Source organism: Streptomyces sp. RKAG293 (assembly GCF_023701745.1).
Taxonomy (GTDB): domain Bacteria; phylum Actinomycetota; class Actinomycetes; order Streptomycetales; family Streptomycetaceae; genus Actinacidiphila.
In genome coordinates this window covers 3,230,787-3,256,033 of sequence record NZ_JAJOZB010000001.1, presented here as the reverse complement: position 1 = coordinate 3,256,033, position 25,247 = coordinate 3,230,787, and the positions used below count along the sequence as shown (strand labels likewise).

The 25,247-nt window shown below is 71.8% G+C and carries 20 protein-coding genes and 3 tRNA genes; 14 read left to right on the top strand and 9 right to left on the bottom strand.

Features of this window, described 5'->3' with window-relative positions:
• Nucleotides 1–6: 6 nt before the first annotated feature.
• Nucleotides 7–2,103, bottom strand: coding sequence for a molybdopterin oxidoreductase family protein (locus LNW72_RS14485; protein ID WP_250975795.1), 2,097 nt, complete (start codon nucleotides 2,101–2,103; stop codon nucleotides 7–9).
• A 145-nt stretch (nucleotides 2,104–2,248) separates the two neighbouring features.
• Nucleotides 2,249–2,968 carry a vancomycin high temperature exclusion protein gene (locus LNW72_RS14480; RefSeq protein ID WP_250975794.1) on the bottom strand — a complete coding sequence of 240 codons (720 nt, stop codon included), beginning with the start codon at nucleotides 2,966–2,968 and terminating at the stop codon, nucleotides 2,249–2,251.
• Between the two features lie 165 nt (nucleotides 2,969–3,133).
• Between LNW72_RS14480 and LNW72_RS14475 the strand changes: the two genes are divergently transcribed.
• The 5 genes from LNW72_RS14475 (at nucleotide 3,134) to LNW72_RS14455 (ending at nucleotide 7,938) form a co-directional block, all read left to right on the top strand.
• Complete coding sequence (locus LNW72_RS14475) at nucleotides 3,134–3,589, top strand: gamma-glutamylcyclotransferase family protein (RefSeq protein WP_250975793.1); 456 nt, start codon at nucleotides 3,134–3,136, stop codon at nucleotides 3,587–3,589.
• 75 nt (nucleotides 3,590–3,664) lie between these two features.
• A complete protein-coding gene (locus LNW72_RS14470; RefSeq protein WP_250975792.1) occupies nucleotides 3,665–4,609 on the top strand; it encodes a sirohydrochlorin chelatase in 945 nt (314 codons plus the stop codon).
• 68 nt (nucleotides 4,610–4,677) lie between these two features.
• Nucleotides 4,678–6,012 carry a deoxyguanosinetriphosphate triphosphohydrolase gene (locus tag LNW72_RS14465; RefSeq protein ID WP_250975791.1) on the top strand — a complete coding sequence of 445 codons (1,335 nt, stop codon included), beginning with the start codon at nucleotides 4,678–4,680 and terminating at the stop codon, nucleotides 6,010–6,012.
• 187 nt (nucleotides 6,013–6,199) lie between these two features.
• Complete coding sequence (locus tag LNW72_RS14460; protein WP_250975790.1) at nucleotides 6,200–7,462, top strand: FAD-dependent oxidoreductase; 1,263 nt, start codon at nucleotides 6,200–6,202, stop codon at nucleotides 7,460–7,462.
• A 35-nt stretch (nucleotides 7,463–7,497) separates the two neighbouring features.
• On the top strand, nucleotides 7,498–7,938 hold the full coding sequence (locus tag LNW72_RS14455) for a GNAT family N-acetyltransferase (RefSeq protein WP_250975789.1): 441 nt from the start codon (nucleotides 7,498–7,500) through the stop codon (nucleotides 7,936–7,938).
• A 77-nt stretch (nucleotides 7,939–8,015) separates the two neighbouring features.
• Here LNW72_RS14455 and LNW72_RS14450 read toward each other — a convergent pair whose 3' ends face one another.
• Nucleotides 8,016–9,926, bottom strand: coding sequence for a glycoside hydrolase family 9 protein (locus tag LNW72_RS14450; protein WP_250975788.1), 1,911 nt, complete (start codon nucleotides 9,924–9,926; stop codon nucleotides 8,016–8,018).
• A 120-nt stretch (nucleotides 9,927–10,046) separates the two neighbouring features.
• Between LNW72_RS14450 and dnaG the strand changes: the two genes are divergently transcribed.
• The 3 genes from dnaG to LNW72_RS14435 all read left to right on the top strand — a co-directional run bounded on the left by dnaG (nucleotide 10,047) and on the right by LNW72_RS14435 (nucleotide 15,139).
• Nucleotides 10,047–11,975 carry a DNA primase gene (dnaG, locus tag LNW72_RS14445; protein WP_250975787.1) on the top strand — a complete coding sequence of 643 codons (1,929 nt, stop codon included), beginning with the start codon at nucleotides 10,047–10,049 and terminating at the stop codon, nucleotides 11,973–11,975.
• A gap of 243 nt (nucleotides 11,976–12,218) precedes the next feature.
• The gene (locus LNW72_RS14440) at nucleotides 12,219–13,559 is read left to right on the top strand and encodes an RNA polymerase sigma factor (RefSeq protein WP_374117251.1); all 1,341 of its coding nucleotides are present in this window, start codon (nucleotides 12,219–12,221) and stop codon (nucleotides 13,557–13,559) included.
• A 410-nt stretch (nucleotides 13,560–13,969) separates the two neighbouring features.
• On the top strand, nucleotides 13,970–15,139 hold the full coding sequence (locus LNW72_RS14435) for a hypothetical protein (protein WP_250975785.1): 1,170 nt from the start codon (nucleotides 13,970–13,972) through the stop codon (nucleotides 15,137–15,139).
• Between the two features lie 454 nt (nucleotides 15,140–15,593).
• Here LNW72_RS14435 and LNW72_RS14430 read toward each other — a convergent pair.
• The 3 genes from LNW72_RS14430 to LNW72_RS14420 all read right to left on the bottom strand — a co-directional run bounded on the left by LNW72_RS14430 (nucleotide 15,594) and on the right by LNW72_RS14420 (nucleotide 15,976).
• Nucleotides 15,594–15,667, bottom strand: a tRNA-Ile gene (locus LNW72_RS14430).
• 155 nt (nucleotides 15,668–15,822) lie between these two features.
• Nucleotides 15,823–15,898: transfer RNA gene (locus LNW72_RS14425), tRNA-Asn, on the bottom strand.
• 5 nt (nucleotides 15,899–15,903) lie between these two features.
• Nucleotides 15,904–15,976, bottom strand: a tRNA-Asn gene (locus LNW72_RS14420).
• Between the two features lie 209 nt (nucleotides 15,977–16,185).
• Here LNW72_RS14420 and LNW72_RS14415 point away from each other — a divergent pair.
• The 4 genes from LNW72_RS14415 (at nucleotide 16,186) to LNW72_RS14400 (ending at nucleotide 21,728) form a co-directional block, all read left to right on the top strand.
• Nucleotides 16,186–16,482: a YtxH domain-containing protein gene (locus tag LNW72_RS14415; RefSeq protein ID WP_138356745.1), complete on the top strand. Its 297-nt coding sequence runs from the start codon at nucleotides 16,186–16,188 to the stop codon at nucleotides 16,480–16,482.
• 27 nt (nucleotides 16,483–16,509) lie between these two features.
• Nucleotides 16,510–17,964: an FGGY family carbohydrate kinase gene (locus LNW72_RS14410; RefSeq protein ID WP_250975784.1), complete on the top strand. Its 1,455-nt coding sequence runs from the start codon at nucleotides 16,510–16,512 to the stop codon at nucleotides 17,962–17,964.
• A 69-nt stretch (nucleotides 17,965–18,033) separates the two neighbouring features.
• Nucleotides 18,034–19,767 (top strand): ABC transporter ATP-binding protein, encoded by a 1,734-nt coding sequence (locus LNW72_RS14405; RefSeq protein ID WP_250975783.1) that lies wholly within the window; start codon nucleotides 18,034–18,036, stop codon nucleotides 19,765–19,767.
• A gap of 41 nt (nucleotides 19,768–19,808) precedes the next feature.
• Nucleotides 19,809–21,728 (top strand): ABC transporter ATP-binding protein, encoded by a 1,920-nt coding sequence (locus LNW72_RS14400; RefSeq protein ID WP_250980152.1) that lies wholly within the window; start codon nucleotides 19,809–19,811, stop codon nucleotides 21,726–21,728.
• Nucleotides 21,729–21,947: 219 nt separating this feature from the next.
• Here the strand turns inward: LNW72_RS14400 and LNW72_RS14395 are convergent, their stop codons facing one another.
• Together LNW72_RS14395 and LNW72_RS14390 are read right to left on the bottom strand one after the other, a co-directional pair.
• Nucleotides 21,948–22,451: a hypothetical protein gene (locus LNW72_RS14395; RefSeq protein WP_250975782.1), complete on the bottom strand. Its 504-nt coding sequence runs from the start codon at nucleotides 22,449–22,451 to the stop codon at nucleotides 21,948–21,950.
• Nucleotides 22,452–22,540: 89 nt separating this feature from the next.
• Nucleotides 22,541–22,969 carry a MarR family transcriptional regulator gene (locus LNW72_RS14390; protein WP_250975781.1) on the bottom strand — a complete coding sequence of 143 codons (429 nt, stop codon included), beginning with the start codon at nucleotides 22,967–22,969 and terminating at the stop codon, nucleotides 22,541–22,543.
• Between the two features lie 113 nt (nucleotides 22,970–23,082).
• On the opposite strand from LNW72_RS14390, the gene LNW72_RS14385 reads away from it, so the two are divergent.
• Both LNW72_RS14385 and LNW72_RS14380 read left to right on the top strand, forming a co-directional pair.
• A complete protein-coding gene (locus tag LNW72_RS14385; protein WP_250975780.1) occupies nucleotides 23,083–24,090 on the top strand; it encodes an NADP-dependent oxidoreductase in 1,008 nt (335 codons plus the stop codon).
• Nucleotides 24,091–24,170: 80 nt separating this feature from the next.
• A complete protein-coding gene (locus LNW72_RS14380) occupies nucleotides 24,171–24,599 on the top strand; it encodes an organic hydroperoxide resistance protein (RefSeq protein ID WP_250975779.1) in 429 nt (142 codons plus the stop codon).
• A gap of 52 nt (nucleotides 24,600–24,651) precedes the next feature.
• On the opposite strand, the gene LNW72_RS14375 is transcribed toward LNW72_RS14380, so the two are convergent.
• On the bottom strand, nucleotides 24,652–25,224 hold the full coding sequence (locus LNW72_RS14375) for a TetR/AcrR family transcriptional regulator (protein WP_250975778.1): 573 nt from the start codon (nucleotides 25,222–25,224) through the stop codon (nucleotides 24,652–24,654).
• Nucleotides 25,225–25,247: the final 23 nt, after the last annotated feature.

Genomic DNA, 25,247 nt, shown 5'->3' with positions numbered 1-25,247 from the left:
GTACGTTCAGCCGTTCGCGGGACCCGCCGCCTCCACCCGTACCGCGCACACCTTGAACTCCGGCATGCGGGACGTCGGGTCGAGGGCCGGGTTCGTCAGGGTGTTGGCGCGGCCCTCGCCCGGCCAGTGGAACGGCATGAAGACGGTGTCGGGGCGGATGGCGGAGCTGATGAGCGCGGGGGCGACGGCGCGGCCGCGGCGGCTGGTGACGGCGAGGCGGTCGCCCTCGGCGATCCCCAGGCGTTCGGCGAGCTGTGGATGGAGCTGCACGAAGGGGCCGGGGGAGGCGGCGTTGAGTTCGCGGACCCGGCGGGTCTGGGCACCGGACTGGTACTGCGCCAGGACGCGGCCCGTCGTCAGATGGAGCGGGTAGTCCGCGGACGGCTCCTCCGCGGAGGGCCGGTGCAGGACCGGGACGAAGCGGGCCCGGCCGTCCGGCGTCGCGAAACGGTCCAGGAAGAGGCGGGGAGTTCCGGGGTGCGCGGCGTCGGAAGACGATTGCGGGCACGGCCAGAAGACGCCGTCCTCCTCCGCGATCCGCCGGTAGGTGATGCCCGAGTAGTCCGCGGGGCCGCCCGCCGACGCGCGGCGCAGCTCCTCGAAGACCTCCTCGGGGTCGGTGGGGAAGCCCTCCTCCCAGCCGAGCCGGGCGGCGATCCCGTTCAGCACCTCCAGGTCGGTACGGACCTCCGGCGGCGGCTCGATCGCCTTGCGGCGCAGGATCACCCGGCCCTCCAGGTTGGTGGTCGTGCCGGTCTCCTCCGCCCACTGGGTGACCGGCAGGACGACGTCCGCCAGCTCGGCCGTCTCCGACAGGACGACGTCGCAGACCGCGAGGAAGCCGAGCGAGGCGATCCGCCCGGCGATGTGCGCGGCGTTCGGCGCGGAGACGACCGGGTTGGAACCCATCAGCAGCAGCGCGTGCACCTCCACGCCGAGCGCGTCCAGCAGTTCGTACGCGCTGCGTCCCGGCGCCGGCAGGTCGTCCGGGTCGACGCCCCACACCGCCGCCACGTGGGCGCGCGCCGCCGGGTCGTCCAGCTTGCGGTAGCCGGGGAGCTGGTCGGCCTTCTGGCCGTGCTCGCGCCCGCCCTGTCCGTTGCCCTGCCCGGTGAGGCAGCCGTAGCCGGAGAGCGGCCGGCCGGCGCGGCCGGTGGCGAGGCACAGGTTGATCCAGGCGCTGACGGTGTCGGTGCCCTTGGACTGCTGCTCGGGGCCGCGCGCGGTGAGGACCATGCCCTCCGGTGTCGCGCAGAACATCCGCACGGCCTCCCGCAGTTGCGGCACCGGCACCCCGGTGATGCGTTCCACCAGCTCCGGCCAGTGCGCCATGACGCCCGGCCGCGCCTCGGCCCAGCCGCTCGTGCGCTCCGCGATGAACTCCTCGTCCAGGTACCCCTCGGCGACCGCGAGGTGCAGCAGTCCGAGCGCGAGCGCCAGATCGGTGCCGGGCCGGGGCTGCAGATGCAGATCGGCGTGCTCCACGGTGCGGGTGCGGCGCGGGTCCACGACGATCAACGTGCCGCCCCGCTCCCGCAGTTCCGTGAGGTGACGCAGCGCGGGCGGCATCGTCTCGGCGAGGTTGGAGCCGACGAGGATCACGCAGCCGGTGCGGGCGATGTCCTCCAGCGGGAACGGCAGCCCCCGGTCAAGGCCGAAGGCCCGCTGATGGGCGGCGGCCGCCGAGGACATGCAGAACCGGCCGTTGTAGTCGATCTGTGAGGTGCGCAGCACCACCCGCGCGAACTTGCCGAGCGCGTACGCCTTCTCGTTCGTCAGCCCGCCGCCGCCGAAGACCCCGACGGCGTCGCGGCCGTGCGCGGCCCGCGTCCGCAGCAGTCCCTCGGCGACCCGGTTGAGCGCCTCGTCCCAGCCGGCCGGCTCCAGGGCGCCGCCGGCGCCGCGCACCAGCGGCCCGGTCAGCCGGGCGCCGCGGGCCAGCACCTCGGGCGCGGTGCGCCCCTTGCCGCACAGCGCGCCCCGGTTCACCGGGAACGCGGGCCGCTCCACGACCTCGACGCCGCCCGCCGGCAGCACCGCGAGCCCCATGCCGCACTGCAGGGCGCAGTAGGGACAGTGCGTGTCAACGGTGCTCAGGCTCATCCGCCCAGCCTGCGCCGTCCGTGTTTCGCCCCCGTACGCGACGCGGTTACGCGGCCGGTACGCGCACCTCAGCGCACCGCCGGGCGCCCTGTGAGGATCGGGCGCCTTGTGAGGGCCGGGCGCCCTGGTGAGGATCGGGCGCCGGTCAGCGGGCCGCCGGGTCCGCGGTCAGCGCCCGCGTCACGCCCGGCTCCCTGGGGCCGAGGAAGACCGGGTCGGGCTTGACCACGACGTCCAGCGCCGCCTTGGTCGCCGCGACGAGCTCGCGCCCGCCGCCGTAGAACCACGTCACGTCGTGCGGTTCGTCGACGCCGACGCCGTACCCCTCGACGCCCGCCGCGTCGCACAGCGCGAGCGCCCGCCGGATGTGGAAGCCCTGGCTGACGAGGATCGCCCGGTCCACCCCGAAGATCCGCTTGGCGCGGCTGCACGAGTCCCAGGTGTCGAAGCCCGCGTAGTCCAGCACGACCTTCGACGCGGGCACGCCCTGCTGTTCCAGATAGCCGAGCATCGCGCCCGGCTCGTTGTAGTCGGTGCGGCTGTTGTCGCCGGTCACCAGGATCGCCCGGACCTTGTGGGTCCGGTACAGCTCGGCGCCCGCGTCCAGCCGGTGCGCGAGATACGGCGTCGGCTTCCCGTCCGCCAGGCCCGCGCCGAACACCACCGCCACCGGCTCCGGCGGTACGTCGGCGACGGCCCGCACCCGCCCGTCCGCCGAGGCCTGAAGCCAGGTCGCGGGCAGCAGCGCCAGAACGCAGCAGGCCATCACGGCTTGCAGGAGGAGCCGGCGGCCGCGCCGGGTCCGCGGCGGGCGCAGCCTGCGCAGCACGGCGGGCACCGCCGCACGTATCCGGCCCGGCTCCATTTCGGCGTCCCCTCGCTGAGCGACTGCGGCGTCCGGTCGACTCCGTCGCCCGGTCCACTCCGTCGTTCGGATCCACTCCGTCGTCCGGATCGACGCGTACGGCGCCGGTACGGTTCCGGGCACGATGGACGCAGCCGTGCCGCCAGCGATGAGAGGACCGCCGCCTTGACCCCGCCGCCCCCGTCCCGCCTGCCCTTCTTCGTCTACGGGACGCTGCGTCCCGGCCAGGCCAACCACCTGCTGGTGGAGGGCCGTACCGCGCCGCCGAGACCCGCCGTACTGCCCGGCGCGCTGCTGTACGCCGGTCCCGGCTACCCGTACGCGGTCGCCGATCCGGCCACCGGACCCGTCACCGTCACCGTGCACGGTGAGCTGCTGGACGTCCTGCCCGGCCAGTACGACACCGTCCTCGCCGACCTCGACCGGCTGGAGGACCACGTTCCGGGCGCGCGCGGGAACCTCTACGAGCGGCTGGCGGTGCGCGTGGTCTGCGAAGGACAGGGGTGCGACGCCTGGGTCTATCTCGCGGGGGAGGAGCTGGCCCGGACGCTGCGGGCGTCGGGGCGGATCATCCCGGGCGGCGACTGGGTCCGCGCCCAGCGGGCTCACAGGCCGTCCTGACGCTCGTGAGACCGAGGAAAACACTTGTCATCACTGTGCAATGCGGGCGCAACCTCCGCACTTCAGGCTCGGTCCATGACGGCGTCGACAGCGCATCCGCACCCGCACCCGGAGTCCGGCCAGGCCCCGGCCGGCGGCTTCGGCAGCTCCGACAGTCCCGACAGCCCGGACAGTCCCGACAGCACCGACGGCTCCGGCCTGTCCGGCAGCTTCGACAGTACGGCGCAGCTCCTGAACCGGATCACCGCTCAACTCAGCAGCCAGCTCTCCCACGTCACCCTCACCGCGGTCCCGCGCGGCCCGGCACTCGTCGCCGTGGCGCACGGCAGCCGTGACCCCGCGGCGCGCCGCACCGTGCGCGCGCTCCTCGACCGGGTCCGGGCGCTGCGCCCCGGCCTGCCCGTCCACCTCGGGCACATCGAGCTGAACGAGCCGCTGCTCGACGACACCCTCGCCGCGCTGCGCGGCGATGTGGTGCTCGTGCCGCTGCTGCTCGGCCACGGCTACCACGTCAAGCAGGACATCCCGCAGGCGCTGGCCCGCGCCCCGCACCTGCGCGGGCTGACCGCCGTGCCGCTCGGCCCGCATCCGCTGCTCGCCGAGACGCTGCACGTGCGCCTCGCGGAGGCCGGCTGGCGCAAGGGCCTGCGGCGCGCGGGCGTCGTGCTGGCGGCCGCCGGCTCCCACGACCCCGACTGGCCGGCCGACACCGCCCGCACCGCCGAACTCCTCAGCCACCGGCTCGGCGGCGCCCCCGTGCTGCCCGCCTACGCCTCCGGCACCGGGCCGTCCGTCGAGGAGGCGGTCGGGGCGCTGACCGCACGCGGCCACCGGGTCGCGGTCGCCTCGTACTTCACCGCACCCGGGCGGTTCGCCACCCAGACGTCCGCCGTGGCGCCCTGGATCGCGGCGGCGCCGCTGGGCGCGCACAGCGCCATGGCCCGCCTGGTGCTGCACCGCTACGACCAGGCGCTGGCCACCGCCGGCCGGACCGCGCCGCTGCACCTCGCCAGCGCGTAACCCGGCACGGGGCCGGAGGACCGGTGGCGGCGGCGCGTCTGTCACTCCGGAGCGTTACGGTCACAGGCATGGAAGCGAACTACCGGACCGACGCGGCGGCCGCGCACCTCGGGCCGTACGAGCGGTACGGGCCGTACGGGGACGCCGATACCGACCGCTATGTGACCGAGCCCGACAAGCGGCCGGGCCGTACCGCGTTCCAGCGCGACCGGGCGCGAGTGCTGCACTCGGCCGCGCTGCGCCGGCTGGCGGGCAAGACCCAGGTGGTCGACCCGGGCTCGGCCCTGATGAACACGAGCCCGCGCACCCGCCTCACGCACTCGCTGGAGTGCGCGCAGGTGGGCCGGGAGCTGGGCGCCGCGCTCGGCAGCGACCCCGACCTCATCGAGACGGCGTGTCTGGCGCACGACCTCGGCCACCCGCCCTTCGGGCACAACGGCGAGCAGGTGCTGGCCGAGGTCGCCGAGGCGTGCGGCGGCTTCGAGGGCAACGCGCAGTCGCTGCGGCTGCTGACCCGGATCGAGCCGAAGCGCTTCATGCGGGACGCCGACGGCACGATGGTGAGCGTCGGCCTGAACCTCACCCGTGCCGCCCTGGACGCCGCCACGAAGTACCCGTGGCCCCGCGGCGGCCACCCCACGAACCCCGGCAGCCCCAAGTTCGGGGCCTACGAGGACGATCTGCCGGTCTTCGACTGGCTGCGGGCGGGCGCCCCCGAGGACCGGCAGTGCTTCGAGGCCCAGGTCATGGACTGGGCCGACGACGTCGCGTACTCGGTGCACGACGTGGAGGACGGCCTGCACGCCGGCCACCTCGACCCGAACCTGCTGCTCGCCGACGCCGAGCGCGCCGACATCTTCGACTGCGCGGGGGAGCGGTACGCGGCCGACGCCACCCCCGACGAGCTGGCCGAGGCCCTCGACAGGCTCCTGGAGCAGGCGTGGTGGCCGCATGGCTACGACGGCTCGGCCATCTCCCAGGCCCGGCTGAAGGACGCCACCTCGCAGCTCATCGGCCGGTTCTGCCTGGCCGCCGAGCGCGCCACCCGCGAGGCGTACGGCACCGGGCGGCTCACCCGGTACCGCGCCGAGCTGGTCGTGCCGCGCGAACAGCGCCTGGAGTGCGCCGTCCTCAAGGCGGTCGCCGACCGCTACGTCATGCAGCGCGCCTCGCAGGAGCGCCGCCGCGCCGAGCAGCGGATCCTCATCTCGGAGCTGTCGGAAGCGCTGCTGGCGCGCGCCCCCGAGGGCCTGGACCCGCAGTTCCGCGGCATCTTCGACGAGGCGGCGGACGACAGCGCGCGGCTGCGCGCCGTCGTCGACCAGATCGCGTCGCTCACCGACGCGACGGCCACGGCACTGCACGCCCGCCTCACGACGGGCCGGTCCGCCCGGCTGCTGTGAGGCGGTGACGCGGCGGGCCCGGGGGGTGGTCGCGGCCGCCCGCGACCGGGCCCGCGGGCACCCGTCCGGACGACCGCGGGCGCGCGAGGCATACGAGGGGCGCTTTGTCGACTCGGCGCGGCGCTCTTCCCGCCAGGCGTGACGTAAGGGACGCTCGCAGGTACGGCATCTGTTGGGGAGGCGCACAGTGGTGGACGCAGACCAGACCATCGTCATCGTCGGAGCGGGACTGGCCGGCGCCAAGGCGGCGGAAACCCTCCGGTCGGAGGGCTTCACCGGGCGGGTGATCCTGATCGGCGACGAGCGCGAGCACCCGTACGAGCGGCCACCCCTGTCCAAGGGCTTTCTGATCGGCAGCGCGGAACGCGACTCGGTCTTCGTCCAGCAGACCGCCTGGTACGCGGAGCACGACATCGAGCTGCACCTCGGCCAGCCGGTCGTGCACCTCGACCCCGCGGCCAGGACCGTACGGCTCGGGGACGGCACCGTCCTCCCGTACGACAAGCTGCTGCTCGCCACCGGCGCCGAGCCGCGCCGGCTGGACATCCCCGGTACCGAACTGGCCGGCGTCCACCACCTGCGGCGGCTCTCGCACGCGGAGCGCCTCAAGCACGTACTGACCTCGCTCGGCCGCGAGAACGGCCATATCGTCATCGCCGGCGCGGGCTGGATCGGCCTGGAGGTCGCCGCCGCCGCGCGCGGCTACGGCGCCGAGGTCACCATCGTGGAGCCCGAGCCGACGCCGCTGTACTCGGTGCTCGGCCCCGAGCTCGGCGGGGTCTTCGCCGATCTGCACCGCGAGCACGGCGTCCGCTTCCACTTCGGCACGAAGCTCACCGGGATCTCCGGCCAGGACGGCATGGTGCTGGCCGCCCTCACCGACGACGGCGAGGAGCACCCCGCCCACGACGTGCTGGCCGCGATCGGTGCCGCTCCCCGCACCGCACTCGCCGAGGCCGCCGGGCTGACCCTCGCCGAACGCTCGGTGGGCGGCGGTATCGCCGTGGACGCGTCGCTGCGCACGTCTGACTCGAACATCTACGCGGCCGGCGACGTCGCCAACATCGAGCACCCGCTCTCCGGCGGCCGGCTGCGCGTCGAGCACTGGGCCAACGCCCTCAACAGCGGCCCGGCCGCCGCCCGCGCCATGCTCGGCCGGGACGTCAGCTACGACCGGGTGCCGTACTTCTTCTCCGACCAGTACGACCTGGGCATGGAGTTCTCCGGCCATGCCGCGCCGGGCAGCTACGACCAGGTGGTGTGCAGGGGCGACGTCGGCAAGCGGGAGTTCATCGCCTTCTGGCTCAGCGAGGGACGCGTGCTGGCCGGGATGAACGTCAACGTCTGGGACGTCACCGACCCGATCCAGCAGCTGATCCGCTCGGGCCGTACCGTCGACCCCGACCGGCTGTCCGACCCCACCGTGCCGCTAGCCTCCTTCCTGGAATGACCGAAGGACCGGACTGACCAGCGGAGGACCACGTCATGCGCACGGCCGTCGTACCCGTCGAGGAGATCTTCGAGCTGCGCTGGGCGGTGCTCCGCACCGGCCTGCCCCGCGAGACCGCGATCTACCCGGAGGACTCCCGCGAGCCCACCTTCCACATCGCGGCCTACGACGACGAGGGCGCTGTCCAGGCGTGCGTCACCTTCTTCCCCGACACGCTGCCCGGCGAAGGCGCCGCCGCCTACCGCTTCCGGGGTATGGGCAGCGCCCCCGAGGTGCGCGGCCAGGGCTACGGCGCGGCCGTGCTGCGGGCCGGCCTCGCCGAGGCCGCGGTGCGCGGCGCCGAGCTGGTGTGGTGCAACGGCCGTACGTCCGCCCAGGGCTTCTACGAGCACCTCGGTTTCACCGCGACCGGCGAGGAGTTCATCGTCGAACCGAGCGGACCGCACTACATATTCATGATCAAGACAGCCGGCTGATCACGACGGCCACGTTGATCACGACGGCCGGCTGATCACGAGGACGGCCTCGTGATCAGCCGGCCGGCCCGGCCGGATCAGCTCGACAGGTAGAACGCCAGCAGCCCGGAGGCGTCCATGTCGAGCGCGGGCTCCGAACTCTGCCAGGACCGGACGTCGTCGACATAGCGACTTCCGTGCCCGGTGAAGGTCCCGAACGGGTCCGCGCCGCCGGGCTGGCACTTGCGCATGGCGTCCAGGTAGTCGCCCAGCCCGTCGGCGAACTGCGCGGTCCCGTTGGGCCCGTTGACGATCGCACCGGTGTCCACCGGCGCCTTGCCGTCCAGGCTCCCGGCGAGATTGCCGAGCTGCCCCGCCGTGCACTTGGGGTAGGTGGTGCCCGAGCCGACCATGAAGGACGTGCCCCAGGCGTTGGCGCCGAGCAGCCAGTCGAGCTGCTGGACGGCGAACCGGTTGACGGAGGTGTCGCCGGTCAGCCCCCGGTACAGCCGGGTGGTGGCCGCGAGGCCGAGGGTGTGCGAGTCGGCGTCGAAGTCGTTGTAGACCGCGCCGGCGTGGAACGGGTCCTTGGCGGCGCGGGCCTGCCCCGAGGCGATCTGCGCCTTGAGGTTCGCGACCAGGGTGTCGTACGAGACCGGCAGCCCGGCCGGGTTCCCCGCCGCCTTGATGGCGCGCGCCAGGTCCGTGTAGGCGAGCGCGCTGGTGTCGTACATGTTGAGCGTGTCGCCGGTCGTGCCGTACGCCTTCGCCCAGGCGGCCGACTGCTGGAGCCAGCCGGCGGCGCGGGAGTCGCCCAGCTGCTGCGCGGCCAGCGCCAGCTCGGCGCCGCCGAAGGCCAGGTCGTCCTGCCAGCTGGTCTCCGGGTAGTACGCGTAGGGGACGGTCGTGACGAGCTTGCCGGGCTTGGTGTCCGCGAGCGCGTAGACCTGCGCGGCGGCCGCCAGATAGCTCTTGGCCTTCGCGGGGTCCGAGGCGGCGTAGCGCTGCGCGCCGAGCGCGAAGTCGGCGGCGAGCCGGCCGGCCTGGTTGGGGCTGAGCTTGGAGCCGGGGGCGCCGGCCCGGAACACCGGGCGGTTGCGCAGGAAGGCGTTGGCGGTGTCGGCGTCGTCCTTCTGCGGCAGCCGCCAGACGTCGTGGTCGCCGACGACGCTGCCGCTGTCGGTTCCCGAGCCGAGGCCGACCTGGATGTAGAGGGTCTTGGTGTCGCCGTCCCACATCTTGTCGAGCCAGTCCAGGCCGTGCTGCGCCTCGGCGCCGAGCGCGGACGTGGGGGAGGCGCCGGTCTCACGGGCGGCGATCTGCAGCGTGGCGGCGGCGTACGTCGTGGTCTCGGTGAACTTCAGGTAGTCGCCCGCGTCGAACCAGCCGCCCTCGGCGTCGACGGTGCCGCCGAGCTTGACCGGCGCCTTGGAGATCGTGTCGCCGTCGCCGCTGGTGAACTTGGGCCAGTCGTAGACGCTGGCGTGCGCGTCGTTGAGATGGGACGGCTGGCGCTTCAGCGACCCGGGTATGACGTCCCGGCCGTCGCGCTGGGCCTGGAAGAAGGTGGTGGCATCGGCGGCGGGCTTGCCGTAGACGGCCTTCGCGCTGCCGATGGTGAAGGCGGGCGAGGCGCCGGTGGCCGCGCCGCTGACCTCCAGGTGGTAGGTGCCGGCGGCCTGTACGGAGCTGAAGTCGATCAGGTAGACGGCCGGGTAGGCGCTGTTCCAGCTGCCCTGGCTCGTGCCGGTCCTACCGGTGGCGGCGGTCGCTCCGGTACTGTCGAGCAGCTTCCAGGTGGCGCCCGAGACGGCGCCCTTCGCCAGCAGGAACGCCTCCTTGGCGCCGCTGCCGTCGTAGCCGACCTGGTTGACCCGGACCTGTCCGGTGGTGGCGGCCTCGGCGGAACCCGCGCCGCCGCTCAGCAGGGCCGCGACGACGGCGGCGGTGGCCGTGGCCGCACCTGCCGCGAGGCCGAGTCCGCGTCGTCGACTGTGCTTGTGGGGCATGCGCCCACCCTTCCGTCGGTACCGCGCGCCATTAGTAAAGATTCTTAACAATTGGGGAAGCTAGTGGGTGGCCGCGGTGGAGGTCAAGGGTCTGTCACAGCTGGGCCTTAGACTTCACGGGTGGCAGGCAGGATCAAGGATGAGGACGTCAAGGCGGTCCGGGACGCGGTCCCGATCGACGCCGTCATCTCGGAGTACCTGCAGCTCAAGAACGCGGGTGGGGGGAACCTGAAAGGGCTCTGTCCCTTTCATGATGAAAAGTCCCCGTCGTTCCAGGTAAGCCCCTCGAAGGGGCTCTTCTACTGCTTCGGCTGCCAAGAGGGCGGCGACACGCTCGACTTCGTCATGAAGCTCGACCACCTCTCCTTCTCCGAGGCCGTCGAGCGGCTGGCCGCAAAGACCGGCATCGTGCTGCGGTACGACGAGGGCGGGTACAACCCCGGCCGCCAGCAGGGCGAGAAGATCCGGCTCATCGAGGCGCACAAGATCGCCGCGCAGTTCTTCGTCGAGCAGCTCGGCAGCGCCGAGGCCGAGATCGGCCGCAAGTTCCTCACCGAGCGGGGCTTCGACCAGGCCGCGGCGGAGCACTTCGGCGTCGGATACGCGCCCGCCGGCTGGGACCATCTCATCCGCTTCCTGCGCGGCAAGGGCTTCACCGACAAGGAACTGCTCACGTCCGGGCTGGCCAGCGAGGGCCGCCGTGGCGCGATCGACCGCTTCCGCGGCCGGCTGATCTGGCCGATCCGCGACATCACCGGTGACGTGATCGGCTTCGGCGCCCGCAAGCTCCGCGAGGACGACAACGGGCCCAAGTACCTGAACACCCCCGAGACGCCGCTCTACAAGAAGTCGCATGTGCTGTACGGCATCGACCTCGCCAAGAAGGAGATCGCCAAGACCGGCAAGGCCGTCGTCGTCGAGGGGTACACCGACGTCATGGCCTGCCACCTCGCGGGCGTCACCACCGCCATCGCCACCTGTGGCACCGCCTTCGCCGAGGACCACATCAAGATCCTCCGCCGGCTGCTGATGGACAACTCCAGCTCGCACGTCGTCTTCACCTTCGACGGGGACGCGGCCGGCCAGCGGGCCGCGCTGCGCGCCTTCGAGGACGACCAGAAGTTCGCCGCCCGCACCTCCATCGCGATCAGCCCCGGCGGCATGGACCCGTGCGAGCTGCGGCTCGCCGACGGTGACGCGGCCGTGCGCAACCTCGTCGAGCACTCCTCGCCGCTCTTCGAGTTCGCCATCCACAGCGCCGTCGCCCGGCACAACACCGACACCGCCGAGGGCCGCGCCGCCGCCCTGGAGGAAGCCGCACCGATCGTCGCCGGGATCAAGGACACCTCCATCCAGCACGAGTACGCGGTGTCGCTCGCCTCCAAGCTCGGCATCCTGGACGAACAGTTCGTCGTCCGCCGGGTCTCCCAGCTCGCCCGCTGGGCCCGCGACCGCGGCGGCCGCGGACCGGAACCGCGCCGTCAGGGCCAGGGCTCGAGCGGTGCAGGGGGATCCGGATCGGGCGGTTCGGGCCAGGGCGTCACCCGCCCGCAGCCGCCGCGCGGCCCCCGGCTGGATCTGCGCAGCCCCTCCCACCGGGTGGAGCGCGAGCTGCTCAAGCTCGCCCTCCAGCACCCGCACCTGGTCTCCCCGGCCTTCGACGCCTACGGCGAGGACGAGTTCACCGCCCCGCCGTACGCCGCCGTCCGGCACGCCATCGCCGAGGCCGGTGGCACCGAGCACGCGGACGACGGCTACCTCGCCCGGGTCCGGGAGGTCGCCCCGGACGACACCGTCCGGATCCTCGTCACCGAACTGGCCGTCGAAGCCACCCACACCCGGCGGGCCCCCGATGAGGTCTACGCGGGCATGCAGCTCGTCGCCGTCCGGCGGCAGGCCGTCGAGCGCCGCATCAGCGAGGTCCGCGCCAATCTGACCCGGCTCGGCCCGCGCGCCGGTGCGGATGATCTCAGCGCCGTCCAGAACGAGTTGTGGGCGCTGCAGCAGTACGGCCAGCGGCTGCGCGAACAGGGCACCGCGGCGCTGTAGGCCCGCCTCCCGCCACCTTCCCCAGCGGCGTTCGATGCGGTGACCGATCGAACGCACCCCGTGACATCGGCCCGAAAAACCCGGCGCACGCCCCTCGTGGCGGGGGTGTGCCGTACGCCACACTGGGGGGCGGTGCCTGAGTCCTCGGAGCGCGGAATACCGGATTCTGCAAACAGAGATGCGACCGGTGATCCGCATACGGCGAACTCCCGGACGGACAGCGGCCAGGCCGCGACCGTCCGAATGCCGCGCGTCTCCGAGCCCGTGACTGTGCTCACCATGGAGGTCGCTCCCGTGCAGACCCACCCCCTGACGACCGTGGCCGAGGTGGTCTTGTCGGAACCCGAGGCCGAGCCGAGGGAACGGGTACCGGAGCAGAACCACGCCGCCACCCACCCGGAAGCGGAGGACGTCCTGGAAGCGGAGGACGGCCGGGAAGTGGAGGACGGCCGGGATCCGGCGCCGCAACCGGGGCCGCTGGAGCCACCGGAGCCGCTGGAGCTCCTGGCGTCCGAACCCCCCGCGCCGCCCCCCGCGCCCCGCGAGCCTCCAGGGCCTCCGGAGCCCCGCGCGCCCCGGGAATCCCTCGGTTCCACGGCCAGGGAACCCGAGGCCCGGGACCCCGACGACGAGGCCGACGACCGGGAGCGCCGGTCGCGCGAGGAGGCGGCGGGCCCGTCCGCTGACCTCTTCCGGCAGTACCTCCGCGAGATCGGCCGCATACCCCTGCTCACCGCCGTCGAGGAGGTCGAACTGGCCCGCCGGGTCGAGGCCGGTCTGTTCGCCGAGGAGAAGCTGAACAACTTCCCGGACCTGGACTCCCAACTCGCCGTCGACCTCGACCGGCTGGTGGTCAGCGGCCGGATGGCGAAACGCCGGCTGATCGAGGCCAACCTGCGGCTCGTCGTCTCGGTCGCCAAGCGCTACGTCGGACGCGGTCTGACCATGCTCGACCTCGTCCAGGAGGGCAACCTCGGCCTGATCCGCGCCGTCGAGAAGTTCGACTACGCCCGGGGCTACAAGTTCTCGACGTACGCGACCTGGTGGATCCGGCAGGCCATGAGCCGGGCCCTGGCCGACCAGGCCCGCACCATCCGGGTCCCGGTGCACGTCGTCGAGCTCATCAACCGCGTCGTCCGCGTCCAGCGCCGCCTGCTGCAGGAACACGGCTACGAGCCGAGCACCGAGGAGGTCGCCGCCCACCTCGAACTCTCCGAGGAGCGCGTCACCGAAGTCCTGCGGCTGGCCCAGGAACCGGTCTCCCTGCACGCCCCGGTCGGCGAGGAGGACGACGTCGCCCTCGGCGACCTCATCGAGGACGGCGACGCCACGTCCCCCGTCGAATCCGCCGCCTTCCTGCTGCTGCGCGAACACCTCGAAGCGGTGCTCTCCACCCTCGGCGAACGCGAACGCAAGGTCGTCCAGCTCCGCTACGGCCTCGCCGACGGCCGCCCCCGCACGCTGGAGGAGATCGGCCGCATCTTCGGCGTCACCCGCGAACGCATCCGCCAGATCGAGTCCAAGACCCTCAACAAACTCCGCGACCACGCCTTCGCAGACCAGCTCCGCGGCTACCTGGACTGATCGCCGGGCCCCGCGGCCTCGCGGGCGGCAGCGCGGTCGCGCGGTGACCGTCGACACCGTGAAGGGTTTGTCCCTCCCGGGCCGCAGTTGATTGCATGCTTACCGGGACCGGTCTCCCGGCTCTCACTGCCGGCCTCGTCGCAAGGACCTGAGCGCCACCGGCGCCGGCCCACCTCAACGGAATTACGAGCCACGGCGATTGCCGTCTGGTGGCCTGCAGAGAAAACTGTATAAAGTGAGAGGGAAACGGGCTCAGTCAGCGCAGAATTAGCGCCGGAGCCGCAATGCACGATGTCTTGGATACCGCTTGGGGGCTGGAATAGCGGATTCCGTGCATTTCGCGTTCTCAATCCTTCTTACAGGGGGGCAACATGAAAGTGTCTCGATTACGTGCGTGCCTGCTCGCGTCGGTGAGCACGTTCGCACTGATGACCGCCGGTGCCGGACAGGCGCTCGCGGTCGGCCCCGCGCCGGCGGACCCAGGAGCGCCGGCCGTTCAGTACACCGTCGCTGACCTCGGCACACTGGGCGGCACCAACAGCTCCGCGGCCGCGACCGACGACGACACGGTCGTCGGGTCTTCCCAGACCACCGGCGACGCCGCTACCCACGCGTTCGCCTACAACCGGCACACCCGCACCATGACCGACCTCGGCACCCTCGGCGGCACCTCCAGCAACGCGATCGCCGTGGACGGGCCCTTCGTCGTCGGGATGTCCGGCCTTCCCGACGGCGCCACGGACCACGCGTTCGCCTACAACCTGCGGAAGCACCGGCTCACCGACCTCGGCACCCTGGGTGGCACCAGCATCAACGTCACCGGTCTCAGCGGTCACACCGTCGTGGGCTCCTCGTCCCTGGCGGGTGACCAGGTGACTCACGCGTTCGCCTACAACCTGCTCACGCACACCATGACCGACCTCGGCACCCTCGCCGGCCCACTGGGAAGCAGCTCCGCGACCGGCATCAGCGGACGCATCGTGGCCGGAAACTCCCTACCGCCCGGCGGGCCCGTCACCACCGAGCACGGATTCGCCTACAACCTGGACACCCGCACCATGACCGACCTCGGCACCCTCGGCGGCACCTTCAGCACAGCCAGTGCGGTCAGCGGTCACACCGTCGTGGGCCAATCCCGAACAGCTGGCAACGCCGCCCTCCACGGGTACGCCTACAACCTGCTCACCCACGCCCGAACGGACCTCGGGCGCAGCCTGATGATCTCCCAACTGGTCAGCGGGAACACTGCTGTGGGCGGAGACAGCCTCCTGTCGTCCACTTTCAACCTGACCACCCAGGCGGTCGTCAGAATCGGCCCCGGAAACGGCGTCACCGAAGTCAGCGCGATCAAAGGCGACCTCATTGTCGGCAACGTATTCGCCTCCAACTCCTTCGCTTTCGCCTTCGACATGAAGACCGGCGCTTTCACGAATCTGCCCGCCCTGGGCGGACTCAACTCCACGGCGTCGCAGTCCAGCTGTTCGGGGATCGTGGTCGGAAAAGCGGCCCTGCCGCCCCCCGGCCCATTCACCGCCAACGGCCCGTTCCACGCCGCAATCTGGGTGACGCACACCGCCTGATCCGCGGATCCGGATACAGCCAGGCCCGAGCCCGCTCATCCCTGGCAGTCTCGCCGTCCGGCGCGGAAACCCACGCCGGACGGCAGCCGGACGCCCATCCGGGCCCGCGCCGGAACCGAGAAGCGCGACCTATCGGTTTGACCGTCCCCCTACAGGCTCAGGGGTTCGGGCCGTTCCTGGCCGAGTCGCTTCCCGGCGTCACAGTCACGCGGCGGGCGAGAGTGAGCGGCAGGGCAAGCGCGCAGGTCTCGCCCAGTCCGCGCCGCCCCGGAACGACCACGTGGTGCGTCAGAGCCTCAAGGCAGACGGCCGGCTCCCGCGGCTCATCGTCCCGGTCGGCGTCGGAGGGCAGCAACGACGACTCGAAACGGGCCCCTCATGTCCCCTGAGCGTCCCCTGGGCCTTGGTTTCCATCTTGAAGACGGCTGGCCAGTTCTCTGGCAAGACCTCAGGGTGGGGCGGGTGGGACTCGAACCCACGACCGACGGATTATGAGTCCGCTGCTCTAACCGGCTGAGCTACCGCCCCGTACGACACGCCTCACGCGCCGTCTGCCGCAGCATAGCTGCTCATACGATCTGTCGCCCTCGCGGGTCACAGACGCATCACTGAGTGGACTTCGATCAGGGGGCGGGCGGTTCCCGGGGAAACGAAAAAGGACCCCAACGGGGTCCTCTTGTCGTTGGCTCCCCCGACTGGACTCGAACCAGTAACCCTCCGGTTAACAGCCGAATGCTCTGCCAATTGAGCTACAGGGGACCGCGCTCCCCCGACTGGACTCGAACCAGTAACCTGCCGGTTAACAGCCGGCTGCTCTGCCAATTGAGCTACAGGGGATTGCGCTGTGCGCATCGAAGAACGCCACGTCCGGACCAACCGGACGGCGCGCGCTCGCTGCGAGACATACATTAGCGCAAGTGGGGGGGTGCTCCGCCAACCCCTATCGCCGGGGTTGTCGTCCGGCTACAGCGGGTAGGCGCGAAGCACAGTCCACAGGAGGGCCCGGAGGGCCGGACCCGGTACGAGTACGAGGAAGGGTGGAGCCCATGCGCTACCGGCTGACGTTCATCACCGGAGCCGTCGTCGGGTACGTGCTCGGGGCGCGGGCCGGGCGGGAGCGGTACGAGCAGCTGCGCAAGAGCGCCCAGCGGATCGCGCAGAACCCGGCGGTGCGCAACGCCGCCGAGAGCGCGGCGCAGACCGGGCGCGGGGTCGCGGTGAAGGCGGCCGACGCCGTCGGGTCCAAGGTCGGCGACAAGATGCCGGAATCGGTCACCGCGAAGGTCAGGGCGCTGCGCGACCGGGGCCGCACCGAGGACGACTGGGGTACCTCGAACACCTGACGGTGCCGTGCGGCATCATCTCCCCCTATGGGGAAAGTCGCGGGCATCGACAGTTCGGCCGCAGGGACCACCGTCGTCGTGTGCGACACGGACACCGGCGAGGTGCTCCGGCAGGGGTACGCGCCCCATCCCGTGGAGGGCGAGGCCCCGGCGGGCAAGCCGACCGAGAGCGATCCGCAGTCCTGGCTGCTGTCGCTCGGCGAGGCGGCCAAGGACGGCCTGCTCGAGGGCGTCCTGGCGATCGGCATATCCGGGCAGCAGCAGGGTTTGCTGGCGCTCGACGCCGGTGGTGTGCTGGTCCGCCCGGCGCTGCTGCGCGGTGACAAGCGGGCCCAGCCGCAGGCCCTGGATCTGACCGCGGCGCTCGGCGGCCCGGCGAAGTGGGCGCAGGCCGTCCAGTCCGTGCCGCACGCCGCGTACCCGGTGGCGAAGCTGCGCTGGCTGGCCGAGCACGAGCCGGCGGCGGCGCAGCGCACCGCCGAGGTGCTGCTGCCGCACGACTGGCTGGTCTGGCAGCTGCTGGGCCGGCCGCAGCGGCGCACGACGGACCGCGGCGACGCGTCCGGCACGGGTTACTGGTCGGCGGCCACCGGGGAGTACCGCCCCGACCTGGTGGAGCTGGCGCTCGGGCACCAGGTGGCGCTGCCGCAGGTACTCGGTCCCGCCGAGCCGGCCGGGCAGACCCCCGAGGGACTGCTGATATCGGCGGGGAGCGGCGACACGATGGCGGCCGCGCTCGGTCTGGGCGTCGGCCCCGGTGACGCGGTGGTCTCGCTGGGCGCCTCCAGCACCGTCTTCGCGGTGCACGACGAGGCCCTGACGGACCCCTCCGGGACGGTCACCTCCTTCGCGGACGCCACCGGGCGGCATCTGCCGCTGCTCCAGACCCGCAACGCGGTGCGTGTGCTGCGCGCGACCGCCGAGTTGCTCGGCACGGACCTCGCGGGCCTGTCGGACCTGGCGCTGCGCTCCACTCCGGGCGCGTACGGCCTGGTGCTGCTGCCGTACCTGGAGGGCGAGCGCACCCCGGACCTACCGCACACCGCCGGCACCCTGGCCGGGCTGCGGCGCGAGAGCATGAAGCCCGAGCACCTGGCGCGGGCCGCGTTCGAGGGCATGCTCTGCGGGCTCGCGGACGGGTTGGACGTGCTGCGCGGACGCGGGGTCGCGGTGCGGCGGATCTTCCTGCTGGGGGCCGCCGCCGAGCTGCCCGCCGTGCGGGCGATCGCACCTGCGCTCTTCAAGGCGCAGGTGGTCGTCCCGCAGCCGGGGGACTACGCGGCGCTGGGCGCTGCCCGGCAGGCGGCGTGGTCGCTGGGTGTGGTGCTCGGCTCGGGGACGGCGCAGGAGCCGCCCGTCTGGCGGACCGGCGCGCAGCAGGTGCTGGAGCCGGGCGACGACCTTCCGGTGGGGCAGGCGATACGCCAGCAGTACACAGCTGTTCGGGAGCAGACCCACCCCGGGGCCTTTGCCGAGGTTTAAACGAATGCGGGCACAGGATGTCGGAAGATAGGATCGCTCGCCGATCAAGCCGACTCTGAGAGATTCCGTGTGCTGATCCGAATTCTGCGCACCCACCTGCGCCCGTACCAGCGACCCATCACCCTGCTCGTGCTGCTCCAGCTCGTGCAGACCATCGCCACGCTGTACCTCCCCACACTCAACGCCGACATCATTGACAACGGTGTCGTCAAGGGCGATACCGGATACATCCTGCGGCTCGGCGGCATCATGATCGCGGTCACCGTGCTCCAGGTGGTGTGCGCGGTCGGCGCCGTGTTCTTCGGCGCCCGGACGGCCATGGCCGTCGGCCGGGACATCCGGGCCTCGATCTTCGACCGGGTGCAGAGCTTCTCCGCCCGCGAGGTGGGGCAGTTCGGTGCCCCGTCGCTGATCACCCGCACCACCAATGACGTCCAGCAGGTCCAGATGCTGGTGCTGATGACCTTCACCCTGATGGTGTCGGCCCCGATCATGTGCGTCGGCGGCATCATCATGGCGCTCGGCCAGGACGTACCGCTGTCCTCGCTGCTGCTGGCCGTGGTGCCGGTGCTCGGCATCCTCATCGGGCTGATCGTCCGCCGGATGCGGCCGCTGTTCCGCACCATGCAGGTACGCGTCGACACGGTGAACCGCGTACTGCGTGAGCAGATCACCGGCATCCGGGTGATCCGGGCGTTCGTGAAGGACGACTACGAGAAGCGGCGCTTCGCCGGCGCGAACGACGAGCTGACGGACGTGTCGCTGCAGACCGGCCGGCTGATGGCGCTGATGTTCCCCGTCGTCATGACGGTGGTGAACGTCTCCAGCGTCGCGGTGATGTGGTTCGGCGCACACCGGATCGCGAGCGGCGGCATGCAGATCGGCGCCCTGACCGCGTTCCTCAGCTATCTGATGCAGATCCTGATGTCCGTCATGATGGCCACCTTCATGTTCATGATGGTGCCGCGCGCCGAGGTCTGCGCGGAGCGCATCGAGGAGGTCCTGGCGACCGAGTCGAGCGTCGTTCCGCCGGTCGCACCCATCACGAAGCTGCTCCGGCACGGCCATCTGGAGCTGCGCGGCGCCGACTTCAGCTACCCGGGCGCCGAGGCGGCGGTGCTGCGCGGTGTCGACCTGGTCGCCAGACCGGGGGAGACCACCGCGGTGATCGGGTCGACGGGCAGCGGCAAGAGCACCCTGCTGGGGCTCGTCCCACGGCTCTACGACGCGACCGGCGGCGACGTGCTCGTCGACGGGGCCTCCGTCCGGGACCTGGCCCCCGCGCTGCTCGCCGAGACCGTCGGCCTCGTCCCGCAGAAGCCGTACCTGTTCTCCGGGACCGTCGCGAGCAACCTGCGCTACGGCAAGCCCGACGCGACCGACGAGGAGCTGTGGCACGCGCTGGAGGTCGCGCAGGCCCGCGGCTTCGTGGAGGACCTCGAAGGCGGCCTGGACGCCCCGATCGCGCAGGGCGGCACGAACGTCTCCGGCGGTCAGCGGCAGCGGCTCGCCATCGCGCGGGTGCTGGTGCGCCGGCCCGAGATCTATCTCTTCGACGACTCCTTCTCCGCGCTGGACTACGCCACGGACGCGGCCCTGCGCTCGGCGCTCGGCCGGGAGACCGCCGAGGCCACCGTCGTGATCGTCGCGCAGCGGGTGAGCACCATCCGGGACGCCGACCGCATCATCGTCCTGGACGAGGGCCAGGTGGTGGGCACCGGAACGCACAGCGAACTCATGTCGGAGAACCCGACCTACCGGGAGATCGTGCTCTCCCAGCTCACCGAGCAGGAGGCAGCATGACCACCCCGGCGAAAGCGGCGCCCCGCCGCGGCCCCGCGCCGATGGCCGGGCCCGCGCGCTTCATGGGCGGCGGGCCGGTCGAGCGGTCGATGGACTTCAAGGGCTCGTTCCGGCGGCTGATCCGTCTGATGCGCCCCGACCGGCTCTTCCTCTACCTGGTGCTGGCGCTGGGCACGGCGAGCGTGACGCTCTCCGTGCTGGGCCCCAAGATCCTGGGCCACGCCACCGACCTGATCTTCGCGGGCGTGATCGGCGGTCAGTTCAAGGCCGGCACCACCAAGGCGCAGGCGATCGAGGCCATGCGGCAGCACGGCGAGGGCAAGGTCGCCGATCTGCTCTCCGCGGTGGACTTCACCCCCGGCCAGGGCATCGACTTCGGGGCGGTGGGCAGCGTGCTGCTGACCGTCCTGGGGATCTACCTGGCCGCCGGGCTGTTCAGCCTCGTGCAGATGCGGACCGCCACCGGCATCATCCAGCGCACCGTCTACCGGCTGCGCGAGGACATCGAGGCGAAGCTGTCGCGGCTGCCGCTGTCGTACTTCGACCAGCAGCCGCGCGGTGAGGTGCTCAGCCGGGCCACCAACGACATCGACAACATCGCGCAGACCCTGCAGCAGACCATGGGCCAGATCGTGAACTCGCTGCTCACGATCGTCGGTGTGCTGGTGATGATGTTCTGGATCTCGCCGCTGCTGGCGCTGGTCGCGCTGGTGACGGTGCCGGTGTCGGTGGTCGTGGCCACCGCGGTCGGCAAGCGCGCGCAGCCGCAGTTCGTCCAGCAGTGGAAGACCACCGGCAAGCTCAACGCGCACATCGAGGAGATGTACACCGGCCACTCGCTGGTGAAGGTCTTCGGGCGGCAGGACGAGTCCGCCGAGGCCTTCCGGGTGCAGAACGAGATGCTCTACCGGACGGGCTTCAAGGCGCAGTTCATCAGCGGGATCATCCAGCCCGCGATGATGTTCATCGGGAACATCAACTACGTGCTGGTGGCGGTCGTCGGCGGGCTGCGGGTCGCGACCGGCGCGCTGTCCATCGGCGACGTGCAGGCGTTCATCCAGTACTCCCGGCAGTTCAGCCAGCCGCTCACCCAGGTGGCGAGCATGTCCAACCTGGTGCAGTCCGGGGTCGCTTCGGCCGAGCGGGTCTTCGAGCTGCTGGACGCCCCCGAGCAGGACGCGGACCCGGCGAACGCAGCCCGGCCCAAGGAACTGCTGGGCCGCGTCGCCCTGGAAGGGGTGGCCTTCCGGTACGAGCCGGACAAGCCGTTGATCGAGGACCTGTCGCTGAGCGTCGAGCCCGGCCACACCGTCGCGATCGTCGGCCCGACCGGCGCGGGCAAGACCACGCTGGTCAACCTGCTGATGCGGTTCTACGAGGTGACCGCGGGCCGGATCACCCTGGACGGCGTGGACATCGCCGAGATGTCCCGCGAGGACCTGCGCTCCGGCATCGGCATGGTGCTGCAGGACACCTGGCTGTTCGGCGGCACCATCGCGGAGAACATCGCCTACGGCTCCGAGGGCCGTACCCAGGAGCAGATCGAGGAGGCGGCCCGCGCGGCGCACGCCGACCGCTTCATCCGCACCCTCCCGGACGGCTACGACACGGTGATCGACGACGAGGGCTCGGGGGTCAGCGCGGGCGAGAAGCAACTCATCACCATCGCGCGCGCGTTCCTGTCCGATCCGGTGATCCTCGTCCTCGACGAGGCGACCAGCTCCGTCGACACCCGTACCGAGGTGCTGATCCAGCGCGCCATGGCCACCCTGGCGCACGGCAGGACCAGCTTCGTCATCGCCCACCGGCTGTCCACGATCCGCGACGCGGACGTGATCCTGGTGATGGAGTCCGGCTCGATCGTCGAGCAGGGCACGCACAGCGAACTGCTGGCCGCGGAGGGTGCCTACGCGCGGCTGTACGCGGCGCAGTTCGCGCAGGCGGTGGCCGAGGTCGACTGACCCGGCAGCCCTTCCGGCGCCGCGCGGGCGGCGCCGGAAGGGGACCGGATTGTCCGGCAACGCCCCTGCGGGGCCGCGATCTTCCCAGAAGTTTCACACGTTCGCGTTCACCCGTGACCTACGGGCCCATAGCGTCCCAACCACAATGGACTACTGCTACTCGTGCCGACGGCACCTCAACGGCGCCCTGTCGTGCCCCGGGTGCGGCACGCCCGTGGATCAGCTCGTCATCCCCGTGGAACCCGTGCCGGTGTCGGGGACACCGACCACCCCGCCGGAACCGGACCACTCGGGCGGCCGGGCCGCCCGCCGCCGGCCGCCGCGCCGGGCGCGGCGGCGCGGCAGGAACCGGCTGCTGACGGGAGCCGGCGTCGGCATCGTCCTGGTCGTCTGCACGGCGGCGGCACTGTCGTCGGGGACCTTCGCGAGCGGCCCGGAAGCGGACACCGGCCCGTCGCAGGCGCCCGCCGGGGACTCCGTCCCGCAGGCCGGCGCGTCCAGCCCGGCCCCGCGGCACACCACGGCCCGGCCGGCGCACTCGAAGCCGGCCACCACCGCGAGCACCTCCGGCACCCCGTCGGGCTCGCCGTCCGCGACCCCGTCGGGATCCAGGACGCCGACCCGGCCGGCCTCGCCGACCAGCCCGCCCCCGACGTCGCCGACGCCCTCGGACTCCCCCTCGCCGACCCGGACGCCGCACCCCACGCACAGCCCGACCTGCAAGCCCGTCCTGTGGTGGTGCGAGTAGCGGTTCGGCTCCGCGGGCCGGCCGTCAGGTCAGGTCAGGTCAGCTCAGGCCAGGCCAGGCCGGCTCAGGTCAGCATGCGCTTGAGCAGATCGCGCAGTGCGGTGCGTTCCTCGTCGGACAGGCCGGCGAGCGGCGCGCGGGCGAAGTGCAGTGCGCCGCGCAGCCGGGCGGCCGTCTCATGGCCCTCGTCGGTGGCGGCGGCCAGCTTGATGCGGCGGTCGGCCGGGTCGGGCCGGCGCTCGGCGAGCCCGCGCGCCTCCAGCCGGTCGACGATCCCGGTGATGTTGGACGGCTCGCACTTCAGCTGCTGGGCGATGTGCCGCATGGGCAGCGGCTCACGGGACAGGAGCGCCAGGACGCGGGCCTGCGCACCGGTGAGCTGGTGGTTCGCGGCCGCCTCCTCGTACTCCTCGTGGTAGCGCGCCACGACCGTGGCGATCAGGTCGACCACTTCGAGGGTCAGGGGGTCGGTACGTTGAGGCGTGGGGGACATGCGACACAGCGTACCCCCGGTTACTTGACAACCTCAAACATCAAGGTCCATCGTTATTTGAGGAAATCAATCTTTGCCATAGTCAAGCTATGGCGGACGGAGGCATCCCCCTCATGCCGAAGAGCCGTGAATGGCACCTGGTAGCCCGCCCCCACGGGTGGCCGACCACTGATGACGTCGCCCTGCGCGAGGTCGAGACGGCGGAGCCGGCCCCCGGCCAGATCGTCGTCCGCAACCTGCACCTGTCGGTCGACCCGTACATGCGCGGCCGGATGAACGACGTGAAGTCGTACTCGCCGCCGTACGCCCTGAACGAGCCGATGGCGGGCGGCGCGGTCGGCCGCGTCACCGCTTCCAACGCCGACGGGTTCGCGGTCGGCGACCACGTCCTGCACTGGCTCGGCTGGCGCGAGTACGCGGTCCTGGACGCGGCGCACGCCGTGAAGGTCGACCCGGCCGCGGCGCCGCTCAGCGCCTACCTCGGCGCGCTCGGCATGCCGGGCCTGACCGCCTACGCGGGACTGCTGGAGGTCGCCTCGTTCACCGAGGGCGACGCGGTCTTCGTCTCGGGCGCGGCCGGCGCGGTCGGCAGCCAGGTGGGCCAGATCGCGAAGCTCAAGGGCGCCTCCCGGGTGATCGGCAGCGCCGGCTCGGACGAGAAGGTCAAACTCCTCGTCGAGGAGTACGGCTTCGACGCCGCCTTCAACTACAAGAACGGCCCGGTGGCCGAGCAGCTGAAGAAGGCCGCCCCCGACGGGATCGACGTCTACTTCGACAACGTCGGCGGCGAGCACCTGGAAGCGGCGATCAGCTCCTTCAACCTGCGGGGCCGTGCGGTGCTGTGCGGCGCCATCGCCCAGTACAACGACACCGAGGCCTCGGGCGGCCCGCGCAACCTGGCGCAGATCATCGGCAAGCGGCTGCGGCTGCAGGGCATGCTCGTGGGCGACCACGCCGCGCTGCAGGGTCAGTTCGTGCAGGAGGTCGGCGGCTGGATCCGGGACGGCAAGCTGCACTACCGCGAGACGGTCGTCGAGGGCATCGAGAACAACTTCGAAGCTTTCCTCGGCGTACTGCGCGGCGACAACACCGGCAAGATGATCGTCACCCTGCCGGAGTAAGCTCTTCAACAAATTGTTGCGATCGTGGGCGCGAGTCGCGGCGATGCACGCGAGTGCACCAACCAGGAGGGGTTCTTTTCATGACCATCCAGTCCGTAGACGTCCTGTACACCGCCGTCGCCACCGCCGAGAACGGCCGTGACGGCCGGGTCGCGACCGACGACGGCAAGCTCGACGTCGTCGTCAACCCGCCGAAGGAACTGGGCGGCAACGGTGCCGGCACCAACCCGGAGCAGCTCTTCGCCGCCGGCTACAGCGCCTGCTTCCAGGGTGCCCTCGGTGTGGTGGCCCGCCAGGAGAAGGCGGACATATCCGGCTCCCGGGTGACCGCCAAGGTCAGTCTCGGCAAGACCCCGGCCGGCGGCTTCGGCCTCAAGGTCGAGCTCGCGGTCTCGATCCCGAACGTGGACGCGGCCACCGCCCAGTCCCTCGTGGAGCAGGCGCACCAGGTGTGCCCGTACTCCAACGCGACGCGCGGCAACATCGACGTGGCGCTGACCGTCGTCTGATCACCGTTCGGCCATCGGCCGGGTAAGGGCCGCACCCCTTGGGGTGCGGCCCTTACGTGTTCCCGGTCCCGCCCAGCAGGGCGACGAAGTCGCGGAACGCCGCCGCCATGTCCACCGCCGCCGGCTCCAGCAGCCACTGCACCTGCAGGCCGTCCATGACGGCGACGAGCAGCGGGGCCGCCCGCTCCGGGGTGAGGCCGCCCGGCAGCCGGTCGCCGAACTCCGCGCGCAGCATGTCGGCCGCGCCCTCGCGCACCCACCGGTAGCGCTCCTCGAAGTACGCGCGGGCCGGATGGTCCTCGGTGACGCTGTCGCCCGCCAGGACCGTGAAGGTCTGCACGATGCCGGGCCGGGTCGCGTTGTACTCGACCAGGGACGTCAGCATCTCCAGCGGCCACGTCGTGCCGTGCAGCGCCGTGGAGGCCACGTCCCACTGGTCGCGTGCCGCCAGCACCGCGACCAGGAGCGCCTCCTTCGTCGGGAAGTAGTGCAGCAGCCCCTGCTGGGTCAGCCCCACCCGCTCGGCCACCGCGCCGAGGGAGGCCCCCCGGTAGCCGCGTTCTGCGATCACTTCCACCGCGGCCTGGATGATCTCCGCCCGCCGGTCTCCGGTCGTTCTGGACACCGTGCCCCCTTCGTTCGGCCGTG